18 protein-coding genes are annotated in these 16907 nt (G+C 68.3%); 7 read left to right on the top strand and 11 right to left on the bottom strand.

What is annotated here, in order from left to right:
- Positions 1–100: 100 nt before the first annotated feature.
- The 6 genes from ACTWPB_RS05110 to ACTWPB_RS05085 form a co-directional block, all read right to left on the bottom strand.
- Entirely contained in the window at positions 101–496 is a 396-nt protein-coding gene (locus ACTWPB_RS05110; protein ID WP_446224546.1) for a hypothetical protein, read from the bottom strand.
- Positions 489–959, bottom strand: a complete 471-nt coding sequence (locus ACTWPB_RS05105) for a hypothetical protein (protein WP_446224545.1) — start codon at positions 957–959, stop codon at positions 489–491. Before ACTWPB_RS05105 ends, ACTWPB_RS05110 begins: the two co-directional genes overlap by 8 nt.
- Positions 960–1191: 232 nt before the next feature.
- Positions 1192–2367: an aminotransferase-like domain-containing protein gene (locus ACTWPB_RS05100; protein WP_446224544.1), complete on the bottom strand. Its 1176-nt coding sequence runs from the start codon at positions 2365–2367 to the stop codon at positions 1192–1194.
- 91 nt (positions 2368–2458) lie between these two features.
- Positions 2459–3907 (bottom strand): hypothetical protein, encoded by a 1449-nt coding sequence (locus ACTWPB_RS05095; protein ID WP_446224543.1) that lies wholly within the window; start codon positions 3905–3907, stop codon positions 2459–2461.
- A gap of 69 nt (positions 3908–3976) precedes the next feature.
- Positions 3977–5056, bottom strand: a complete 1080-nt coding sequence (locus tag ACTWPB_RS05090; RefSeq protein WP_446224542.1) for a hypothetical protein — start codon at positions 5054–5056, stop codon at positions 3977–3979.
- A gap of 255 nt (positions 5057–5311) precedes the next feature.
- On the bottom strand, positions 5312–6712 hold the full coding sequence (locus ACTWPB_RS05085) for an NAD(P)H-quinone dehydrogenase (protein WP_446224541.1): 1401 nt from the start codon (positions 6710–6712) through the stop codon (positions 5312–5314).
- Between the two features lie 300 nt (positions 6713–7012).
- Between ACTWPB_RS05085 and ACTWPB_RS05080 the strand changes: the two genes are divergently transcribed.
- Entirely contained in the window at positions 7013–7474 is a 462-nt protein-coding gene (locus tag ACTWPB_RS05080) for a gamma-glutamylcyclotransferase (protein ID WP_056819179.1), read from the top strand.
- Positions 7475–7667: 193 nt separating this feature from the next.
- On the opposite strand, the gene ACTWPB_RS05075 is transcribed toward ACTWPB_RS05080, so the two are convergent.
- The 3 genes from ACTWPB_RS05075 to ACTWPB_RS05065 form a co-directional block, all read right to left on the bottom strand.
- Positions 7668–8831, bottom strand: coding sequence for a M20 family metallopeptidase (locus ACTWPB_RS05075; RefSeq protein ID WP_446226238.1), 1164 nt, complete (start codon positions 8829–8831; stop codon positions 7668–7670).
- A gap of 125 nt (positions 8832–8956) precedes the next feature.
- Positions 8957–10159: a M20 family metallopeptidase gene (locus ACTWPB_RS05070; RefSeq protein WP_446224540.1), complete on the bottom strand. Its 1203-nt coding sequence runs from the start codon at positions 10157–10159 to the stop codon at positions 8957–8959.
- Positions 10160–10208: 49 nt separating this feature from the next.
- Positions 10209–10910: an enoyl-CoA hydratase-related protein gene (locus tag ACTWPB_RS05065; RefSeq protein WP_446224539.1), complete on the bottom strand. Its 702-nt coding sequence runs from the start codon at positions 10908–10910 to the stop codon at positions 10209–10211.
- A 232-nt stretch (positions 10911–11142) separates the two neighbouring features.
- On the opposite strand from ACTWPB_RS05065, the gene ACTWPB_RS05060 reads away from it, so the two are divergent.
- On the top strand, positions 11143–11922 hold the full coding sequence (locus tag ACTWPB_RS05060) for a purine-nucleoside phosphorylase (RefSeq protein WP_446224538.1): 780 nt from the start codon (positions 11143–11145) through the stop codon (positions 11920–11922).
- Entirely contained in the window at positions 11923–13431 is a 1509-nt protein-coding gene (locus tag ACTWPB_RS05055; RefSeq protein ID WP_446224537.1) for a phospho-sugar mutase, read from the top strand.
- Positions 13432–13460: 29 nt separating this feature from the next.
- Here the strand turns inward: ACTWPB_RS05055 and ACTWPB_RS05050 are convergent, their stop codons facing one another.
- Both ACTWPB_RS05050 and upp read right to left on the bottom strand, forming a co-directional pair.
- The gene (locus ACTWPB_RS05050) at positions 13461–13904 is read right to left on the bottom strand and encodes a DUF4913 domain-containing protein (protein ID WP_446224536.1); all 444 of its coding nucleotides are present in this window, start codon (positions 13902–13904) and stop codon (positions 13461–13463) included.
- Between the two features lie 41 nt (positions 13905–13945).
- On the bottom strand, positions 13946–14569 hold the full coding sequence (gene upp, locus ACTWPB_RS05045; RefSeq protein ID WP_446224535.1) for a uracil phosphoribosyltransferase: 624 nt from the start codon (positions 14567–14569) through the stop codon (positions 13946–13948).
- 146 nt (positions 14570–14715) lie between these two features.
- Between upp and ACTWPB_RS05040 the strand changes: the two genes are divergently transcribed.
- From ACTWPB_RS05040 to ACTWPB_RS05025, 4 genes are read left to right on the top strand one after another with little or no spacing between them, the layout of a single operon-like run.
- Positions 14716–15048 carry a hypothetical protein gene (locus ACTWPB_RS05040; protein WP_446224534.1) on the top strand — a complete coding sequence of 111 codons (333 nt, stop codon included), beginning with the start codon at positions 14716–14718 and terminating at the stop codon, positions 15046–15048.
- Complete coding sequence (locus tag ACTWPB_RS05035; protein ID WP_446224533.1) at positions 15045–16190, top strand: NlpC/P60 family protein; 1146 nt, start codon at positions 15045–15047, stop codon at positions 16188–16190. Before ACTWPB_RS05040 ends, ACTWPB_RS05035 begins: the two co-directional genes overlap by 4 nt.
- The gene (locus ACTWPB_RS05030; RefSeq protein ID WP_446224532.1) at positions 16187–16540 is read left to right on the top strand and encodes a hypothetical protein; all 354 of its coding nucleotides are present in this window, start codon (positions 16187–16189) and stop codon (positions 16538–16540) included. Before ACTWPB_RS05035 ends, ACTWPB_RS05030 begins: the two co-directional genes overlap by 4 nt.
- Positions 16537–16896: a YbaB/EbfC family nucleoid-associated protein gene (locus ACTWPB_RS05025; RefSeq protein ID WP_446224531.1), complete on the top strand. Its 360-nt coding sequence runs from the start codon at positions 16537–16539 to the stop codon at positions 16894–16896. Before ACTWPB_RS05030 ends, ACTWPB_RS05025 begins: the two co-directional genes overlap by 4 nt.
- Positions 16897–16907 lie beyond the last annotated feature (11 nt).

Below are 16907 nucleotides of genomic sequence, written 5' to 3'. Positions count from 1 at the left end.
ACGTTCGAATTTGCCATCCCTGAACAGGGTAAATGCGCTCCCGCACAGCCGATCCCCGCCTTGCTCGCATTCGGCGCACGAGTGGACACTGCCGACTGCTTCAGTGACTTCCGAGCGCGATCGTCAGAATCTTGACGACTGCGTGGGCGTCGCCTCGGTCGCCTTCCTTCGTCTCACTGCAGTACTGGTAGTCGATTCGGCCCGCGCCGCTGATCTCGTAGTGGATGGTGCGCGAATACCCTGCCCACTTCGGGCCGTGGTGTTTGCCGCGTAGGACGGTCGACGATCCGACTGCGGGCGGCCGTCCCGGATCGGACGATACGTGCTCCCAGAATTGCTGTGCTGATGCCAATCCGACCCGGTCAGCCAAGCGGTTCCACACGTCGAGGTATTGCCGGTGCACGAGAACTCGGTAGACCGGCTTGGCATCGGGTCGACCACCGGGCGAACGTGCCGCCACAAAGGGCCGATAGGCACCCGGTTCGGGGTCAGGCATTGTCGCTCGACCGGGGTGCATCCACCTCGACGAACTCTGAATCCTCTGCTGAACCGATATGCACGGCGCGACGGGTCTCGTCGCGCATGACCGCGGCTGTCGTTACCCAAGCGTGCAGCGCTTCCCGGAGCGGTGCCGGATCTTCCGAAGCCACGGTCAGCACAACAGCATTCCGGATCTCGGCCAATGCCTCGGCCCGATCATCGGAGTCGAATTCCGCGAGCCATGCGAGGCCACCGAGCTCGACCGGGGTGGGTGACGATGTCCGCGCCAGCACAGCCTCCGCTGTGAACAGCTGTGTAGTGACAGCTACTGCTTCGTGCAGGGCCGCGATGCGCTGTGCCGCGAGCATGATCAGGACAGAACCGTCGGTGTCGCGTAGCGAGGCCGACGAACGCTTGGCCTCGTCCAGGAACTCGCGGCGTCGCGCGCCTGCGAGATCGCTGACCTGAAACATCACCATGCCATGATTCTAGCAGGATCATGGCAGATGATGGCCGCGTTCAGCTGTGGGCAGTGCGGCCTTGGACAGCCGGGACCGCTTCCGTCAGGGTGGCTTCGTCGGATCTGGTGAAGCAGAGGATGCCCACCCACGCCATGCAACGCCAACACCCGCACGGCGCGTCGTCCGCACCCGCCCGCGCGATATGCACCCGCTGCCCGCGCAACCAGGCCGCCGACTGACTTCGGACTGGTCAGGAGGCAGCGGCCGCGAGCCGGTTGACCGCTTCAGCGAGGGTTGCTTCGTCGGAAGTGGTGAAGCACAGGCGCAGGGAGTGATCAGCGGTGCCGGCGACGGCGAAGGCTGCGCCAGGGACGTAGGCGACGCCGGATTCCAGAGCGGTGGGGAGGAGGGTGGAGGTGTTGGTGTTGTCGGTGAATTCGGCCCAGATGAACATGCCGCCGGTGGGGTCGGTGCAGCGGATGCGGTCGGCGAAGGTGGCACGCAGGGCGGTGGTCAGTGCTCGGGCCCTGGTGCCGTAGGTGGTGCGGATCGCAGCTATGTGGGGCGCCAGCCAGTCGGTGTCGGTGAGCAGGTCGGTGGCGATCTGCTGGGTGAGGGCCGAGCCGCAGAGGTCGGCGCCTTGTTTGAGGAGTTCTACTGCGCGAGAAACCCTTTCGGGGGCGATCATCCACCCGACACGCAGCGCGGGGGAAAGGATTTTGGAGACGCTGGACAGGCGGATCACCTGGGGCGAGTGCGAGGCCACCGGCGCCGGGGCTGGGGTGTCGAACCAGAGTTCGCCGTAGGGGTCGTCTTCGATGACCCAGAAGCCGTGGGCCTCAGCCAGTTTCGCGAGGCGACGGCGACGTTCGGCGGTGAGGGTGACACCGCCGGGGTTGTGGAAGGTGGAGACGGTGTGGACGACGGCGGGGCGTTCGCCTGCGGCCAGGAGGTCTTCGAGGATGTCGAGGCGCATGCCGTCGCTGTCGAGGGGGACGGCGACGATTCGGGCGCCCGCTGCTCGGAAGACCTGTAGCGCGCCGACATAGGCGGGGTCTTCCACGATCACGAGGGCACCGGGATCGAGGAGAACCTCGGCCAGCAGTGAGAGTGCCTGCTGTGAGCCATGGGTGATGAAGACTTCGGCGACGGGCACTGTGCGGCCGATCTTGGCGGATTCGCGGGCCGCGATCACCGCACGCAGGGCAGGCCAGCCGGACGACTCGGTGTACTGGAGAACGGCGGGGTCGCACAGGGCGGTCTCGGCGGCGAGGGCGATCCGTTCGCGCGGCATCAGGGCCGCGTCGGGCAGACCGCCGGCGAGGCTGATGATGTCGTCACGGGCGGTGAGTTTGAGCAGATCCCTGATCGCCGAGCTCTGTAGATCGGCGAGCTTGCCCGCCAATGCGGGAGTGGTCAGCGACATGGGAACCTCCGGGGACGCCACGAGAAGCAATCATCCCACGATTGCATATCGTCCACCAGAATGTGAAATTATGGTCTCATACAATGAGAAGCTACCGCGCGGCGATGGACTTGACCTGCCACTTTCCGCCGGTGTTCGTGGTGATGATCTCCTGCTTGTAGACCACCGCCGAGCCATCGGGATGCATTTCGCGCAGTTCCACGTCGTAGCGGCCCACAGTGGTCTCGCGCATCTTCACGCAGTGGGTGGTGCCAGCGGGAATCTGCCCGTCGATCGCCTGCTGGATCGTCTCGGCAGGCGAGATGTTCTCGGCGTCGGGCGCCACGAATTCGCGCACCTTCGCCCCGGACCGGTCGGTGTAGAAGGCGTACTGGAAGCCGAGGATGGCCCTGGCGCCGGTGGTGGTGTCGCCCGGTCCATTGCCGACGGTGACGGATTGTTCGGCGACGGACTGACACTCGGTGCCCGACGCGATCGAGGGAACCGGCGCAGCCGTGACACCGGGATCGGCACCGCCGCCGCGCTTGACCAGCCCGATCGTCAGAACAAGCGCCACCACGAGCAGGACAGCCGCAGCCACACCGCCGATGACCCAGCGCAGGCGCTTGTTGTCGGGTTCCTTCTCCACCGGCGCCGGGGTGGCCGGCATCTTCGGCGCGAGACGGCGCGCGATCGGATCGTCGGCCCACGACAGGCCGGGTTCGGACGGTGGCTTCGGGATCGCGCCGTCATCGTCCGGGTTGTCCCACCACGCTTTGTCGCCTGCGGGCCTCGGCTTATCGGGGACCAGCGGGGTGCGGCTGCCCTCGGGCGGGCGAACCTGCTCCGGGGAAGGCCCGGTATCGCGCGAAGGTGCCTGCGGCGCGGGATCTTTGGGACCGGGGCGACCACGACGGATCACCTCGGTGAGCTCACGACCGGAGGTCACCGGCACGGAATCACCGAACACCGAGCCGCCGAACACAGAACCCTCATCGCGCGGCTGCTCGCCACCGAAACGTACCGTCGGGTCGGCAGCGGGCGGACCGCCCGGAGTCCGACCACCGAACGGCGCGGATTCCCGCGACCCGGGACCGGCGGGCGCATCCGGACCGGCGGTAGTGGGACCACCGAACGGCGTGTTGCGCGGCGGCGGGGTTGCCAGTGCGTCACCGAAAACAGAGGTCGGCGCGGAACGGCGACCATCGGGTAGCCCAGGGGGCGCTTGACCGGCGGGCGGTCCCGGTGGCACCGAACCGGCTGACGGAGCACCGGGCGGCGGAGCAACAGGCGGCTGACCCGCGACAGGCCCACCGAACGGACCCGGCGCGGGTGCACCGGCGGGCGGACCGAACGGGCCGGGCGCAGGCGCACCGGCGGGCGGACCGGCCGGTCGCCAACCCCGCTCCGGAACCCCGGACGGCGCGGGCGGCGGCGCGGCGGGAACCGGCCCACCGAAACCAGCGTCGTCGACCGGCGGCCCGAAATCGCTTACGGGAGGACCGAATTCCGCAGCAGGTCGTTGATCGCCGCGTTCGTTGTCGTCGCCCTCGGTGCCCACGTCAATCCTTTCCCCAGGACACACGTGTGGGGCGGTCGAAGGCGACCGCCCCACACGACGTACTGCGTGTCAGTACTGGATCGAGCCACCCCACTGGGTGTTCACACCCGCGACGTTCAACGTCTGAAGCAGCTCTCCCGGCACGGGCAGTGTAGCCTTCGCGGCCGCATCGAGCGCGGCGGTGCCGCCCGGCTGCGCCTTGATCCAGTTCTCCACCGCGGCCTTGGCCAGGTTGGCCTGCGTGGTGTCGAGCACGGTCACCGTGGTGTTGTCACTGCGGCCGTCGCCACCGTTGAAGGTGGTGACCTTGACCGAGTTCGCGCCGACGTACTCGACCGCGACACCGGCGTCACCGAAACCGCCACCCGGCGTCCGGTAGCCGACGGTGCCGACGTAGCCCGAGGCGTTGTTGTAGTGGTGGGTGTTGGCCAGGATCCCGGCACCGTCGATGGTGACGCCGACTTCCTGGCGCGGGCCTTCCATCTCGACGACGGGCGCGGCGGGCGCGTTGGCCAGGCGCGGTGCCTGCCAGGACGGTTCCTTCGGCTCCTGGATGAGGGTGTCCGGAGACTCGACCTCGGCCTGGGTGCCGGTTCCGGTGCCCCGATCGGACGGCACGGTGGGCTGCGTCTGCTGCTGGCCCGGCGTGGCACCCGGCTGGCTCGGCGTGGCGCCCGGCTGGCTCGGCGTGGTGCCCGTCTCGGGCTTGGTGGTACCCGGCTGGTCGGGCGTCGCGCCTGCGCGCTCCGGCTGGACCGCGGGCTGTGCCTGGCCCGGCACGGGCAGCGGCGCGACACGCGGGCTGGTGACGCCCGGCTGGCTCGGCGTCGGCTTGGCGGGGGTGCCCTGCTCCGGCTGACCCGGCGCGGGGCTGGTGACACCCGGCTGGGCCGGCGTCGGCTTGGTCTCGCCCGGCTTCGTCTGACCCGGCTTGACGCTCTCCGGGGTATCCGGGGTCTCCGGAGCTTCTACTTCGCCCGAAGGCTGGCCTGGCTGCGCAGGAGCCGGAGTCGCGGGCGTGGTCGGCTGGTCACTGGGGACCGCGCCTGCCGGTGCCGCGAGAAGGGTTGCCACGGCTGCCGCGGCGGCCAAAGGCAACGACGTGCTCGCCATCGCTCGCTGCGCCCGACTCGGCTTACGATGCTTCACTTTTCGTAATCCCTTTCCCGGAGGGAATCCCCCACTGCTCCACCACGCGATCTACATCTGATCACGCCTCGGCGGTGAGTCAACCACATGAGCGCGGGACAGGCAACGCAGCACCAGGTTTCGAGTTCACCCGGCGCCGCCTGCGCAAACATCTTGTGCGCAGGGTTGCCGGGAATCGACGAGCAGCGTTGGTGAACAACACAATTCGAAACCCGAAACCCATTGTGATTCGTTTCACATTCTGACGTTACGGCCTCAGTCGAGGTCGTCGTGGCGCATCAGCAACCGTCCGGCTTCGGTGAGCGAACCGGTGAGCGAGGGGTACACCGAGAACGTCTGGGCCAGGTCGCTGACGGTCAGATTGTTCTGCACCGCCAGCGCGATCGGCAGGATCAGCTCCGAGGCGATCGGCGCGACCACCACACCACCGATCACCACACCGGTCGCCGGGCGGCAGAAGATCTTGACGAAGCCGCGCCGCAGCCCCGACATCTTCGCGCGCGGATTGGTGTTGAGCGGCAGCATCACTGTCCGCGCCGGGACCTCGCCGTTGTCGATCGCGGTCTGGCTGACACCGACGGTCGCGATCTCCGGGCGGGTGAACACCGCCGAGGCCACCGTCTTGAGCCTGATCGGGCTCACACCCTCGCCGAGCGCGTGGTACATCGCGATCCGCCCCTGCATGGCGGCCACCGAAGCCAGCGGCAGCAGACCTGTACAGTCGCCCGCGGCATAGATGCCGGGCACCGACGTGCGCGAAACCCGGTCGACGCGAAGGTATCCGCCGCGATCGAGTTCGATGCCGACCCGGTCCAGGCCCAGGTTCTGGGTGTTCGGGGTGGAGCCGACGGTCATCAGCGCGTGCGAGCCGGTGACGGTGCGGCCGTCGGACAGTTTCACCACGATGCCCTCGGCGGTGCGCTCCACGGCATCGGCGCGGGCGTGCTTGACCAGCTCGACGCCACGTTCGGCCAGTGCTTCCTCGAGCACGAGGGCAGCGTCGGCGTCCTCGCCGGGCAGCACGCGATCACGGCTGGACACGAGCTTCACCCGCACACCCATCTCGGTGTACGCGGACACGAATTCGGCGCCGGTGACACCGGATCCGACGACGACCAGCGTCTGCGGCAGTTCCGGCAGGTCGTAGAGCTGTCGCCAGTTCAGGATCCGCTCACCGTCGGGCTCGGCACCAGGGAGCACCCGCGGGCTCGCACCGGTCGCGATCAACACGACCTCGGCTTCGAACTCCTCGGTGCTGCCGTCGGTCAGCGCCGCGCGCACACGATGCGCCAAACCCGGTGCGGGCCCGACCAATTCGCCATAGCCCGGAAGTAGTTGCACGCCCGCGGCCTGCAACTTGGTGCGGATATCGGAAGACTGCGCCAGCGCGAGCGCCTTCACGCGAGCGTTCACCTCGGGCAGATGCACCTTGGCCTGGTCGGCGTCGAGGGTGATGCCGAGATCGCGCGCGCGGCGCAGATCGGTGCGCAGGCCGGTCGAGGCGATGAACGTTTTCGACGGCACGCAATCCCACAGCACACAGGCGCCACCGATGCCGTCGGCGTCGATCAGGGTCACCGTGGCCCCGTGCTGGGCGGCTACCAGTGCCGCCTCGTATCCGGCCGGTCCACCGCCGATGATCGCAATCCGTGCCACCAGTCACGCTCCTTGTGCTCGCCTGATCGGACCTGCCCCTTGTGAGGGCTCGTCCGTGCTGTCGAGGCCATCATTTCAGGTGCGATGCGACACGTCCGGGTCGGATCGGTGAACCACAGTGCGCGTGTTCTGTGCCACTTTCCCGGCGTGACCAGCGGGCTGGGACACGCAAGCCAAGCGTGACCACGCAGGGCCCCCGGGAACTCCGGCGGGCGCCAGAGCGCCTCCGGCAAGTGTGACCGTCAGCCGATCTGGGTGGGAGACAGGAATTCCGCCGTGATTATTGGCTACAGTTCCATGGTGCCGATCTATGCCGCCTACGGGTCCAACATGGACTCGACGCAGATGCTGGAACGCTGCCCGCATTCGCCCATGTCCGGGACCGGGTGGCTGGAGGGTTGGCGCCTGACCTTCGCCGGTGACGACATCGGCTGGGAAGGGCCGTTGGCCACCGTCGTCGAGGATCCCGGCTCGCGGGTATTCGTCGTGCTCTACGACGTCTCCCCCGAAGACGAGGACAGCCTCGACCGCTGGGAGGGCTCCGACTTCGGGATCCACAAGAAGATCCGAATCCGGGTCACCGGCACCCAGGGCGAGTCCCGCCTGGCGTGGCTCTATGTCCTCGACGCCTACGAAGGCGGCCTCCCCTCGGCCCGCTACATCGGTGTCATCGCCGACGCGGCCGAAAAAGCAGGCGCCCCCGAGGACTACGTCCACGCCTTGCGCACCCGCAACAGCAAAAACGTCGGCCCCGGCGCTTGACCGCCTCTCCGCGTATTCAGGCCAGACTTGCCGGCCGCTGACTGTGGGTCGGCGGCCGGCGGTCGTGGGGTGGGCGGGCTAGCTCGTACCCGGTGAGTTACCCATGTTCTTCTGTGCTGCTGTGCTGCTGTGCGTTCTTCTGTGCTGCTCTGCGTTCTTCTGTGCTGCTCTGCGTTCTTCTGTGCTGTTGTGCCTACGCCCGGAGGATGAGGTTCGTCAGGGTTCGCACGCCGACGGCCAATGCGCGTTCGTCGATGTCGAACGTCGGCTGATGCAGGTCCAGCTGCTCGCCGACGCCGGACCAGACGCCCAACCTGGCCATGGCGCCTGGCGCCTCCTCCAGGTACCAGGAGAAGTCCTCACCACCGCCGGACTGCGGGGTGTCGGCCAGGGCGTCCTCGCCCATAGCCAGCACCGCGTCCTCGAACATCAGCGCCGAGGTCGGATCGTTGACCACCGGGGGGACGCCGCGCTTGTAGTTGAGCTGGTAGCGCACGCCGGTCGGCGCGAGTAAGCCGTCGACGATCTCGCGGACCAGCGGTTCCAGCAGCAGCCAGGTGGCGTGATCGCCGGTGCGGACCGTGCCGGTGAGCATGCCCGTCTGCGGAATCGCATTGGGCGCCTTGCCCGCACTCACCGCACCCCAGACCATGATGGTGCTGGTGCGCGGGTCGACGCGCCGGCTCAGCAGCCCGGGCAAGCCCGTGATGACCGTTCCGATCGCGTAGACCAAGTCACTGGTCAGATGCGGCCGCGAGGTGTGCCCACCGGGCGAGTCGAGCACCAGCTCGACGGTGTCGGCCGCCGACGTGATGGCGCCGGTCCGCACGCCGACCTTGCCGACCGCGAGACGCGGATCGCAATGCAGCGCGAAGATCCGGTCCACCCCGGTCATTCCGCCCGTCGCGACCACGTCGAGCGCACCGCCTGGCATCACTTCCTCGGCAGGCTGGAATATCAGCCGCACCCCCACCGGCAGGCTGTCCTCGGCCTCGGCGAGCGCGAGAGCGGCACCGAGCAGCACGGTGGTGTGCGCGTCGTGCCCGCAGGCATGCGACACACCGGGCACGGTCGAGGCGAAGGTCAGGCCGGTGAATTCCTGCATCGGCAGCGCGTCCATATCGGCGCGCAAGGCGATGCGCGGACGATCGGTGGGGCCGAAGTCGCAGATCAAACCGGTGCCACCCGGCAACACTTCCCAGCTCAGCCCGGCCTTGGTGAGCCAGCCCGACACGAACTCGGTGGTGGCGAACTCGGCACGGGACAACTCGGGGTTGGCGTGGATGTGTCTGCGCCATTGCACCAGGTCACCGGAGTGCTCGGCCAGCCATGCGTCGACGATCTCGATTCCCGACATCAGAGTTTGTTCGGTGTCCGGCGTGGTCGGACACGCTGCGTTCTCGCGCGCCATCGAGTGGGTGCCCACACCCATCGATAGCGCGTCGGAGCCTGCGCGTGCGGTGCCCGGATGGCCGGAAATGGTCACCGAATGTCCTCCTGTCGTTCGATCAGCCGTTGCAACAACCTGTCCCTGTGTACTTCATCGCCCGCCACGGCGACAGCGGTACGTGCCAACGCCAGCGCGCCGTCGAGCACCGCCCGGTCCGCCGAGGCGTTCACCGCGGCGGCGGCGAACTCCGGCTGATGGGTGGCCGCGCCGCCGGCATCGATGCCGATCACCGGGTGGATGCCGGGGATGACGTTGGTGACGTTGCCCATGTCGGTGCTCCCGAGCGGTCGCAGTACCTCGAGCTCGGGCGCGATCGGCGTCCGTCCCAATCCGGTGATCTGGGCGCGGTAGGCAGCGGAAAGAACCGGATCGGGGGTGAGCTCGGTATAGGTGGGCGCGAGCGTCCGTATGTCGTGGGTGCAGCCCGTCGCCAGGGCGCCCGCTTCGAAACACGCCTTCGCTCGGCGCATCAGGTCGTCGAGGGAGCCGGAATCGGCCGCGCGGAGGTAGTACAGCAACTCCGCACGTCCGGGCACGATGTTGGGGGCTACGCCACCGTCGGACACTATACCGTGCAGCTGCTGACCCGGGCGCAGATGCTGCCGTAGCAAGCCGACAGCAACCTGGGTCAGGGTCACCGCGTCGCCCGCGTTGCGGCCCAGTTCGGGCGCGGCGCTGGCATGGGCCTCACGGCCGTGGAAGACGATGGCGAGATCGGCCAGCGCCAGCGACCGCGCGCCGACGATATCGCCGGGCCCCGGGTGGACCATCATCGCCATCGCGATGTCGTCGAAGGCGCCCGCTTCCAGCATGAGCACCTTGCCGCCGCCGCTCTCCTCCGCGGGCGTGCCGAGCACCACCACGGTCAGGCCGAGCACGTCGGCCACCGCGGCCAGCCCGATCGCCGCGCCGACGGCGGACGCGGCGATGATGTTGTGCCCGCAGGCGTGCCCGATCTCGGGCAGCGCGTCGTACTCGGCGCAGATGCCGACCGTCAGCGGGCCGCTGCCGTAGACGGCCCGAAAGGCCGTCGACAGCCCGGCGACGCCCGTGGTTACCGCGAATCCGCGCTCGACCAGCGGCGCGAGGACCTTCGCGACGCTACGCGTCTCGGCGAAGGCCAGCTCGGGTTCGGCGTGGATCGCGTGCGAGAGCCCGATCAGCTCGTCCGAGGCAGCCACGATCGCGGCGTCGGAGGCGGTGGCTGTGAGTTCGCCGGTGCGCGAGGGTGCCATACCCCCAGTCTTGCATCAGTGCCCGGCAGCGGCGCACCGGCGAGCGTGGTCAGTTGCCGAAAGGGAGGTTCTCCGGGGTGACCGGGGTGGCCAGCGCGGCGAGGGTCTCGGCGTGCAGCGCGGTCTTGATGATCGGAGTGATCGGCTTGCGCAGGCTGGTCAGCGCGGCGGCGCGCGCGATCGCGGCGGGCAGCACCTCGTCGGCGTCGGCCTTGGCATCGGCGATGCCGGCGGCGATGGCCTCGTCGGCACCGAAGCGGTGGCCGGTGGTCATCGCCTGGACGCACACCTGGTTGCTCAGGCGACCCTTCAGCAAGCCGTTCATGCCGATGGTGAACGGCATGCCGAGGTGCACCTCGGGCAGCGACCAGAAACCACGGTCACCGCGCATCACTCGGAAGTCGTGGGAGGTGGCCAGCATGGCGCCCGCGCCGAACGCGTGGCCGTTGACCGCGGCGACCGTCGGCATCGGGAAGGTCAGCAGACGGGTGTAGAGGGAGTGCACCCGGTCGAGGTAGCCGTGGATCTTGTCGAGGTTGCCGAAGACGTAATCGGTGTCGAGGCCGTTGCTGTAGTACTTGCCGGTCGCGACGGTGACGAGCGCGGCAGCACCCTCGGACGCCTCGACCTCGTCGAGTGCGGCGTGGAAGGCGTCGATCCAGTCCGGCGAGAAACGGTTCTCGTTGTCGGTCTCGCCCTCGTTGCCGAGGTACAGGACGAAAACATCACCAGAGCGCTCCAAATACGGCATGCAGGGGAGAATAGTCCGCACCTGAAACCCTGCCCTACTCGCGGGTAGGCACCTTCCCAGCCCCGCACGACCCGACCTCGAGGAGGGTCCGCCGCGCAGCGTCGGTACGCGGGGAGTCCCGACGATCAGGTGCCGTTGCGTAGGCGACGAAGGAGCAAGCAACGGTGCCTGATCGTCGGGACCGGCGGGGCCGCGAACCTCGAGCGCGCCAGCGCTCCAATAAACTCAGCTCATGACTGCCGAACAGGCCGCTGCGGCGATTGCCGAACGTACGGGAGTGCCGCGTCATCGCGTGGCCGTGGTGCTGGGATCGGGGTGGCAGGAGGCAGCAGCCGAGATCGGCGCGCCGCATGCCTCGATCCCCATGACGGAGCTACCCGGCTTCGGTAAACCCAGCGCGCAGGGTCACGGCGGCATGGTGCATTCGGTCACTGTGAACGACAACAATGTGCTGCTGCTGATGGGTCGTCAGCACCTGTACGAGGGCTACACACCCCAGCAGGTGGTGCATCCGGTAACCGCGGCGATCGCGGCGGGCGCCGAGATCGTGCTGCTCACCAATGCCGCGGGCGGACTCAGGGCCGGGCTGCAGGTGGGTGAGCCGGTGCTGATCGCCGACCACATCAACCTCACCGCGCGCACCCCACTGGTAGGCGCGCGGTTCGTCGACCTGGTCGATGCCTGGGATCCCGAATTGCGTTCGCTGACAAGGGAAATCGACCCGCGCCTGACCGAGGGTGTGTACGCCGGGCTCACCGGACCGCAGTACGAGACGCCTGCCGAGATCCGCATGCTCGCGACCATCGGCGCCGATCTGGTCGGCATGTCGACGGTGCTAGAGGCGATCGAGGCGCGCTCGCTCGGCGCGAAGGTGCTCGGCATCTCGCTGGTCACCAATATGGCCGCGGGCGTTACCGGGGAACATCTTTCGCACGCCGAGGTGCTGGCCGAGGGGCAGGCCGCGGCGCCGCGGCTCGGCAAGCTGCTGCGCGGCATTCTGGAGCGCGTGTAGATGCTGCGCTTCGGGACCGCGGGCCTGCGTGGACCGTTGCGCGAAGGCCCCGACGGCATGAACGTGACAACGGTGTCGCGGACCACGGCCGGGCTGGCCGACTGGTTGCGTGAGCGGTGCCTCGGCGGCGGGGCGGTTGTGGTCGGGCGCGATGCGCGGCATGGTTCTGCCGAGTTCGCCACCGCGACGGCGGAGATCTTCGCCGCCGCAGGGTTTCCGGTGACGGTGCTGCCCGATCCGGTGCCGACTCCGGTGGTGGCGTTCGCGGTGCGTGAGCTGGGTGCGGTGGCAGGCGTGCAGATCACCGCCTCGCACAACCCGCCCGCCGACAACGGGTACAAGGTGTATCTCGACGGTGGGTCGCAGCTGATCGCGCCCGCCGACAGCGAGATCGAGAAGGCCATCGAAGCGGTAGTCGAACCGATTGCGCGGGAAGCTGTTTCGATGTCCGGCGCCGACCTGGTCGATCGGTATCTCGCACGGGTCGCGCAATTGCCCGGCCTGCTCGGCGGGCCAGGAGCACGAGCGGATGTGCGGATCGCGCTCACCGCGCTGCACGGTGTCGGCGGTGCGCTCGCGGTGCGCGCGCTGGCCGCGGCGGGGTTCACCGACGTGCACGTGGTCGATGAACAGTTCGCCCCCGACCCCGACTTCCCCACCGTCGCCTTTCCCAATCCAGAAGAGCCCGGCGCTGCCGATCTACTGCTCGCGCTGGCCGAGCGGATCGACGCCGATGTAGCGATCGCGCTCGATCCCGATGCCGATCGCTGCGCACTCGGCCTGCCTGGTCCTGGTGGCTGGCACATGGTGCGTGGCGACGAAACCGGTGTGCTGCTGGCCGATTACGTGCTGCGGACGCGTCCCACCGATCCGCTGGTCGCCACGACCATCGTGTCCTCGCGTCTGCTGTCGAAGCTGGCCGCCGCGCGAACGGCGCGCTACGCCGAGACCCTCACTGGCTTCAAATGGCTGGCCAGGGCGGGCGATGGACTCGTATACGCCTACGAGGAGGCCATCGGGCACTGCGTCGACCCCACGAAGGTCCGCGACAAGGACGGCATCTCGGCCGCTGTCGCCGCCGCGGATCTCGTAGCCCTGCTCAAGGCTCAGGGCGCGACGCTACAAGACGAACTCGACTCCTACGCAGTGGAATTCGGTCTACACGCGGGAGATCAGGTCTCACTGCGCCTGCCCGATCAAGCCGCCGCGAGCGTGCTGGTCGCCGCCCTTCGCGCGGACCCGCCCAGCGAAATCGCGGGTACCCCGGTGAAATTCACCGACCAGGCGCAGGTCCGCGGCCGGCTACGCACCGACGCGCTGATCTTCGACGCCGACGACTTCCGCATCGTCGTCCGCCCCTCTGGCACCGAACCCAAACTCAAGTGCTACCTGGAGGTATTCGCCCAGGTATCCGAACCCGACGACCTGAACAACGCGAGACAGCTTGCCGCCCAGCGACTCTTCGAGCTCGCCACATTCTGCCGGTCGCTGGCAGGAGGCAAGGAATAGTCGTCCACCGTTGGCCCGGCCGCGCTGAGTCAGCGTGGGCCCAACGTGGGGTCACCCGCGTCGTCGAGGCCTGGACCCGGCTTGCTGCTCGGAGGGCCGAATATGTCGTGCGCCGCAAGCCCCGCCGTGGGCAGCGGCCACGTCTCCCGGTGTCCACCCTCGATCGAACATCGACGGAAAGGTCCGTTCTCCTCGGTCAGCGCCCGCAAATGAGGATCGGCATGGTCCAGAAACCAGAGACTGATGCCGAGCCCGCCTTCGAGCCGGTGGCGTTCCCACACCCACCACAGCGCGTCCAGCCGGATGGCCGCGCTCGGGTGCCGCCACCACTCCGGACACCAGTTGAGCTGATCGCCCGGCTGATACCCCAACGCGTCACCGAACACTGGGACGAAATAGCCGTCTACCCAGGCCGCCACATCGCTGTAAACCAGCTCGAACGACTTCTCGTGCCCGGTAACCCCACTCCCCATATCCGTAGGATCTCACGAAAACCGGCTGGCGGGAGGGTGATTCAGCGTGGGCCGAACTGGCGGTCGCCCGCGTCGCCGAGCCCTGGGACGATGTAGGCGTTCTCGTTGAGGCGGTCGTCGATGGCGGCGGTGATCAGGCGGACCGGCAGGCCCGAGCCTGCCAGGGCGGCAACCCCTTCCGGGGCCGAGACGACGCAGATGGCGGTGATGTCGGTGGCACCGCGGGCCACGAGGAGTTCGATGGTGTGGCGCATCGAACCGCCGGTGGCCAGCATCGGGTCGAGGACGAATACCGGCAGGCCGGTGAGGTCGGCGGGCAGGGATTCGAGATACGGCACCGGCTCGTGGGTCTGCTCGTCGCGGGCGATGCCGACGAAACCGACGCGGGCTTGCGGCACGAGTTCGGCTGCGGCATAGACCATGCCGAGCCCGGCCCGAAGCACCGGAACCAGCAGCGGAGGCGCCGCCAATCGGACACCTTCGGTGACCGCGACCGGCGTGTCGATCGGCTCGCGCACCACCGGCGCGTCGCGCAGCGCCTCGTACATGAGGATGCCGGTGAGATCGGCCAGAGCATTGCGGAAGGTGGCGTTGTCGGTACGAGCGTCCCGCATCGTGCTGAGCAGGGTCGCGGCGAGCGGATGGTCGACGGTGTCGGTGCGCATGAAAAGACGATAGGGTCGCTTGGCGCTTCGCGCCTACGACCGCTGGGGAAATATTTCGCAGTCGAGGGAACCGAACGCGGAGTCGGTGCGTCCAAGATAATGAGTGACGTACTCTGCCCGGGAACTCGAGGATTGGGGGAAGTTCGATGACGAGAAAGATGTCGGCCGATGCCGAGGGCATCGTCGCGTACAGCGCGGCTGCCGAGGTGATGGCGACAGAACTGGCCACGGCGGCAGCTGGTTCGGTCGCCTCCGACCCCACCCTGCTCGGCCCCATCATGGGTCTCATCGGCGGCGATTTCACCGCCGCCTACTCCGCCGCCCATGCCGGTCACGTGGCGTCGATCGCCCAGCTGTCGGCGGTCATGGGGAGCATGGGGCTGGCCACCGCCAGCGCCGCGACCACCCTGGTCGAGACCGACCTGAACAACGCGGCCCCGCTCACCGCGGCCGCGGGCGATCTCGGTACCGGCGCATGATCGACCTCAGCGGGCTGGCGCAGCCCCTCCTCGATCTGCTGTCGAGCTTCGGCACCGGCGTGCTCGGCACCGGCGGCGCGTCCGACGGCTTGCGCTCGACCTCGACCAACCTCGACCAGATCTATCAGCAGGGTCGCACCAGCATCAACAACGTGAACACCGCGTGGGACGGTCAGGCCGTCGACGCGGCCACCGCCAAGGCGCTGCGCGTACAGACCTCCTCGGCCACCCTGTCCGACACCGGCACCGAGATGGCGACCGTCGTCGACCAGGCCGCCGCCTATGTGGAGACCGGGCAGAAGGAACTCGACGGGATCGTCAACTCGTTCCTGTCCCAGGTGTCCGCGCTCGGCCCCACCCTCGGCACCCCCGCCGGTCTGACCGCCGTGGTGAGCTCCGCGATCGACCACATCGGTCAGGGCATGGGCGTTGTCGGCCGGGTGCAAGACGAAATGAGCACCCAGACCGCCGCGATCCAGGAACTCACCCCCGCACCATCGAGCACGTCGCTGGCGGGCATCTCGTCCGGCGCGAGCAACCTCGTGTCCTCGGCGTCGAGTTCCGGACTGCTCTCGACCGCGGCGAGCACCGGCAGCACAGTGCTCAGTGCCATGGGATCCGGACTGTCGACGGCGATGGGTGGCGGCAACAGCAGCGGCTCGAAGTCGACCACCACCGGCGGAACCTCCGCGGGCACGGGCGGATCGACGGGGTCATCGGCCGGTTCGTCAACCGGGTCCGGCACCGGCGTCAAGATCACCCTGCCCGACGGCAGCACGGTCGAGGCGCCCAACGAGGAGGCCGCGACCGCGGTCCGCTCGGCCATCGGCGCCGTCGGCACCCCGTACGTCTGGGGCGGCAACGACCCACAATCGGGCATCGACTGCAGCGGGCTCACCAAGTACGCCTACGGCGAGGCCGGAGTCGAACTCCCCCGCCTCGCGCAGGAACAGCACATCGGAAATCCCCAGGTATCCCCCGGTGACCTGATGCCGGGCGATCTGGCCGTGTGGGACGGCCATGTCGCCATGGTGGTCGGCAACGGGCAGCTCGTCGAGGCCGGCGATCCGGTTTCGATCAGTTCCATCCGAACGGAGAACAGTGGCATGGAGTTCTACGGCTTCTACAGGCCTACCTCATGACCGGCACGCCGATCCCCGAGGTCCCGAATGTGGAGTCAGCGGTCAGCAGTAACCGCTCTGGCACGATCTCGGTCCGCGCGACCAGCATGGGTCTGCCGATCGCGCTCAAATTCGAACGCAGCGAATACCAGTTCGGCGCCCAGGCGCTGGCCGACGAGATCCTGCGCCTGACCCGGCGCTCGACCATCGCCGCCGCCGCCCGCCTGCGCGAGGTCTACCGCGAGCAGGCCCAGATTCCCGATGAGCTGCTCGACAAGATGAACCTGCCCACCCGGCGGCAGGCGGTCGACGAGCTCGATCGCATCGACGATGCCGACACCGGTCAGACGAGTTGGATGAGGCCACTGTGAGTGCGGAAATGGATGCCCTGGTCGCGGGCGTCACCGGAAAGCTCGAGGCGCTCGAGGCTGCCCTGTACGGGTTGAAGCAGGTCAACGGGCGTTTCACCACCGAGGACGGGCTGGTCACCGCCGAGGTGAACAGCGACGGAGCCCTCGTCGGCCTGACGCTGGACGAAGCCATCACCACGCTGGCGCCCACCGAGGCCGCCGCGCTCATCCTGGCTGCCTGCAAGCAGGCCACCGCGACCGCAGGAGAGGCACGTTCCAACATCATTGCGACACTGAACGAATCGCTCACCGGTTCGAGTGCACAGCCCGGCGGGCAATTAGCACCCGGGCCGGATAGTGCCCGGCGCTCGAGCTAGCTAGGCTTCGC

It is taken from the genome of Nocardia sp. IBHARD005 (assembly GCF_052814245.1).
Note: the sequence above shows the minus strand (reverse complement) of the source record. Positions and strands in the feature narration are given on the sequence as shown.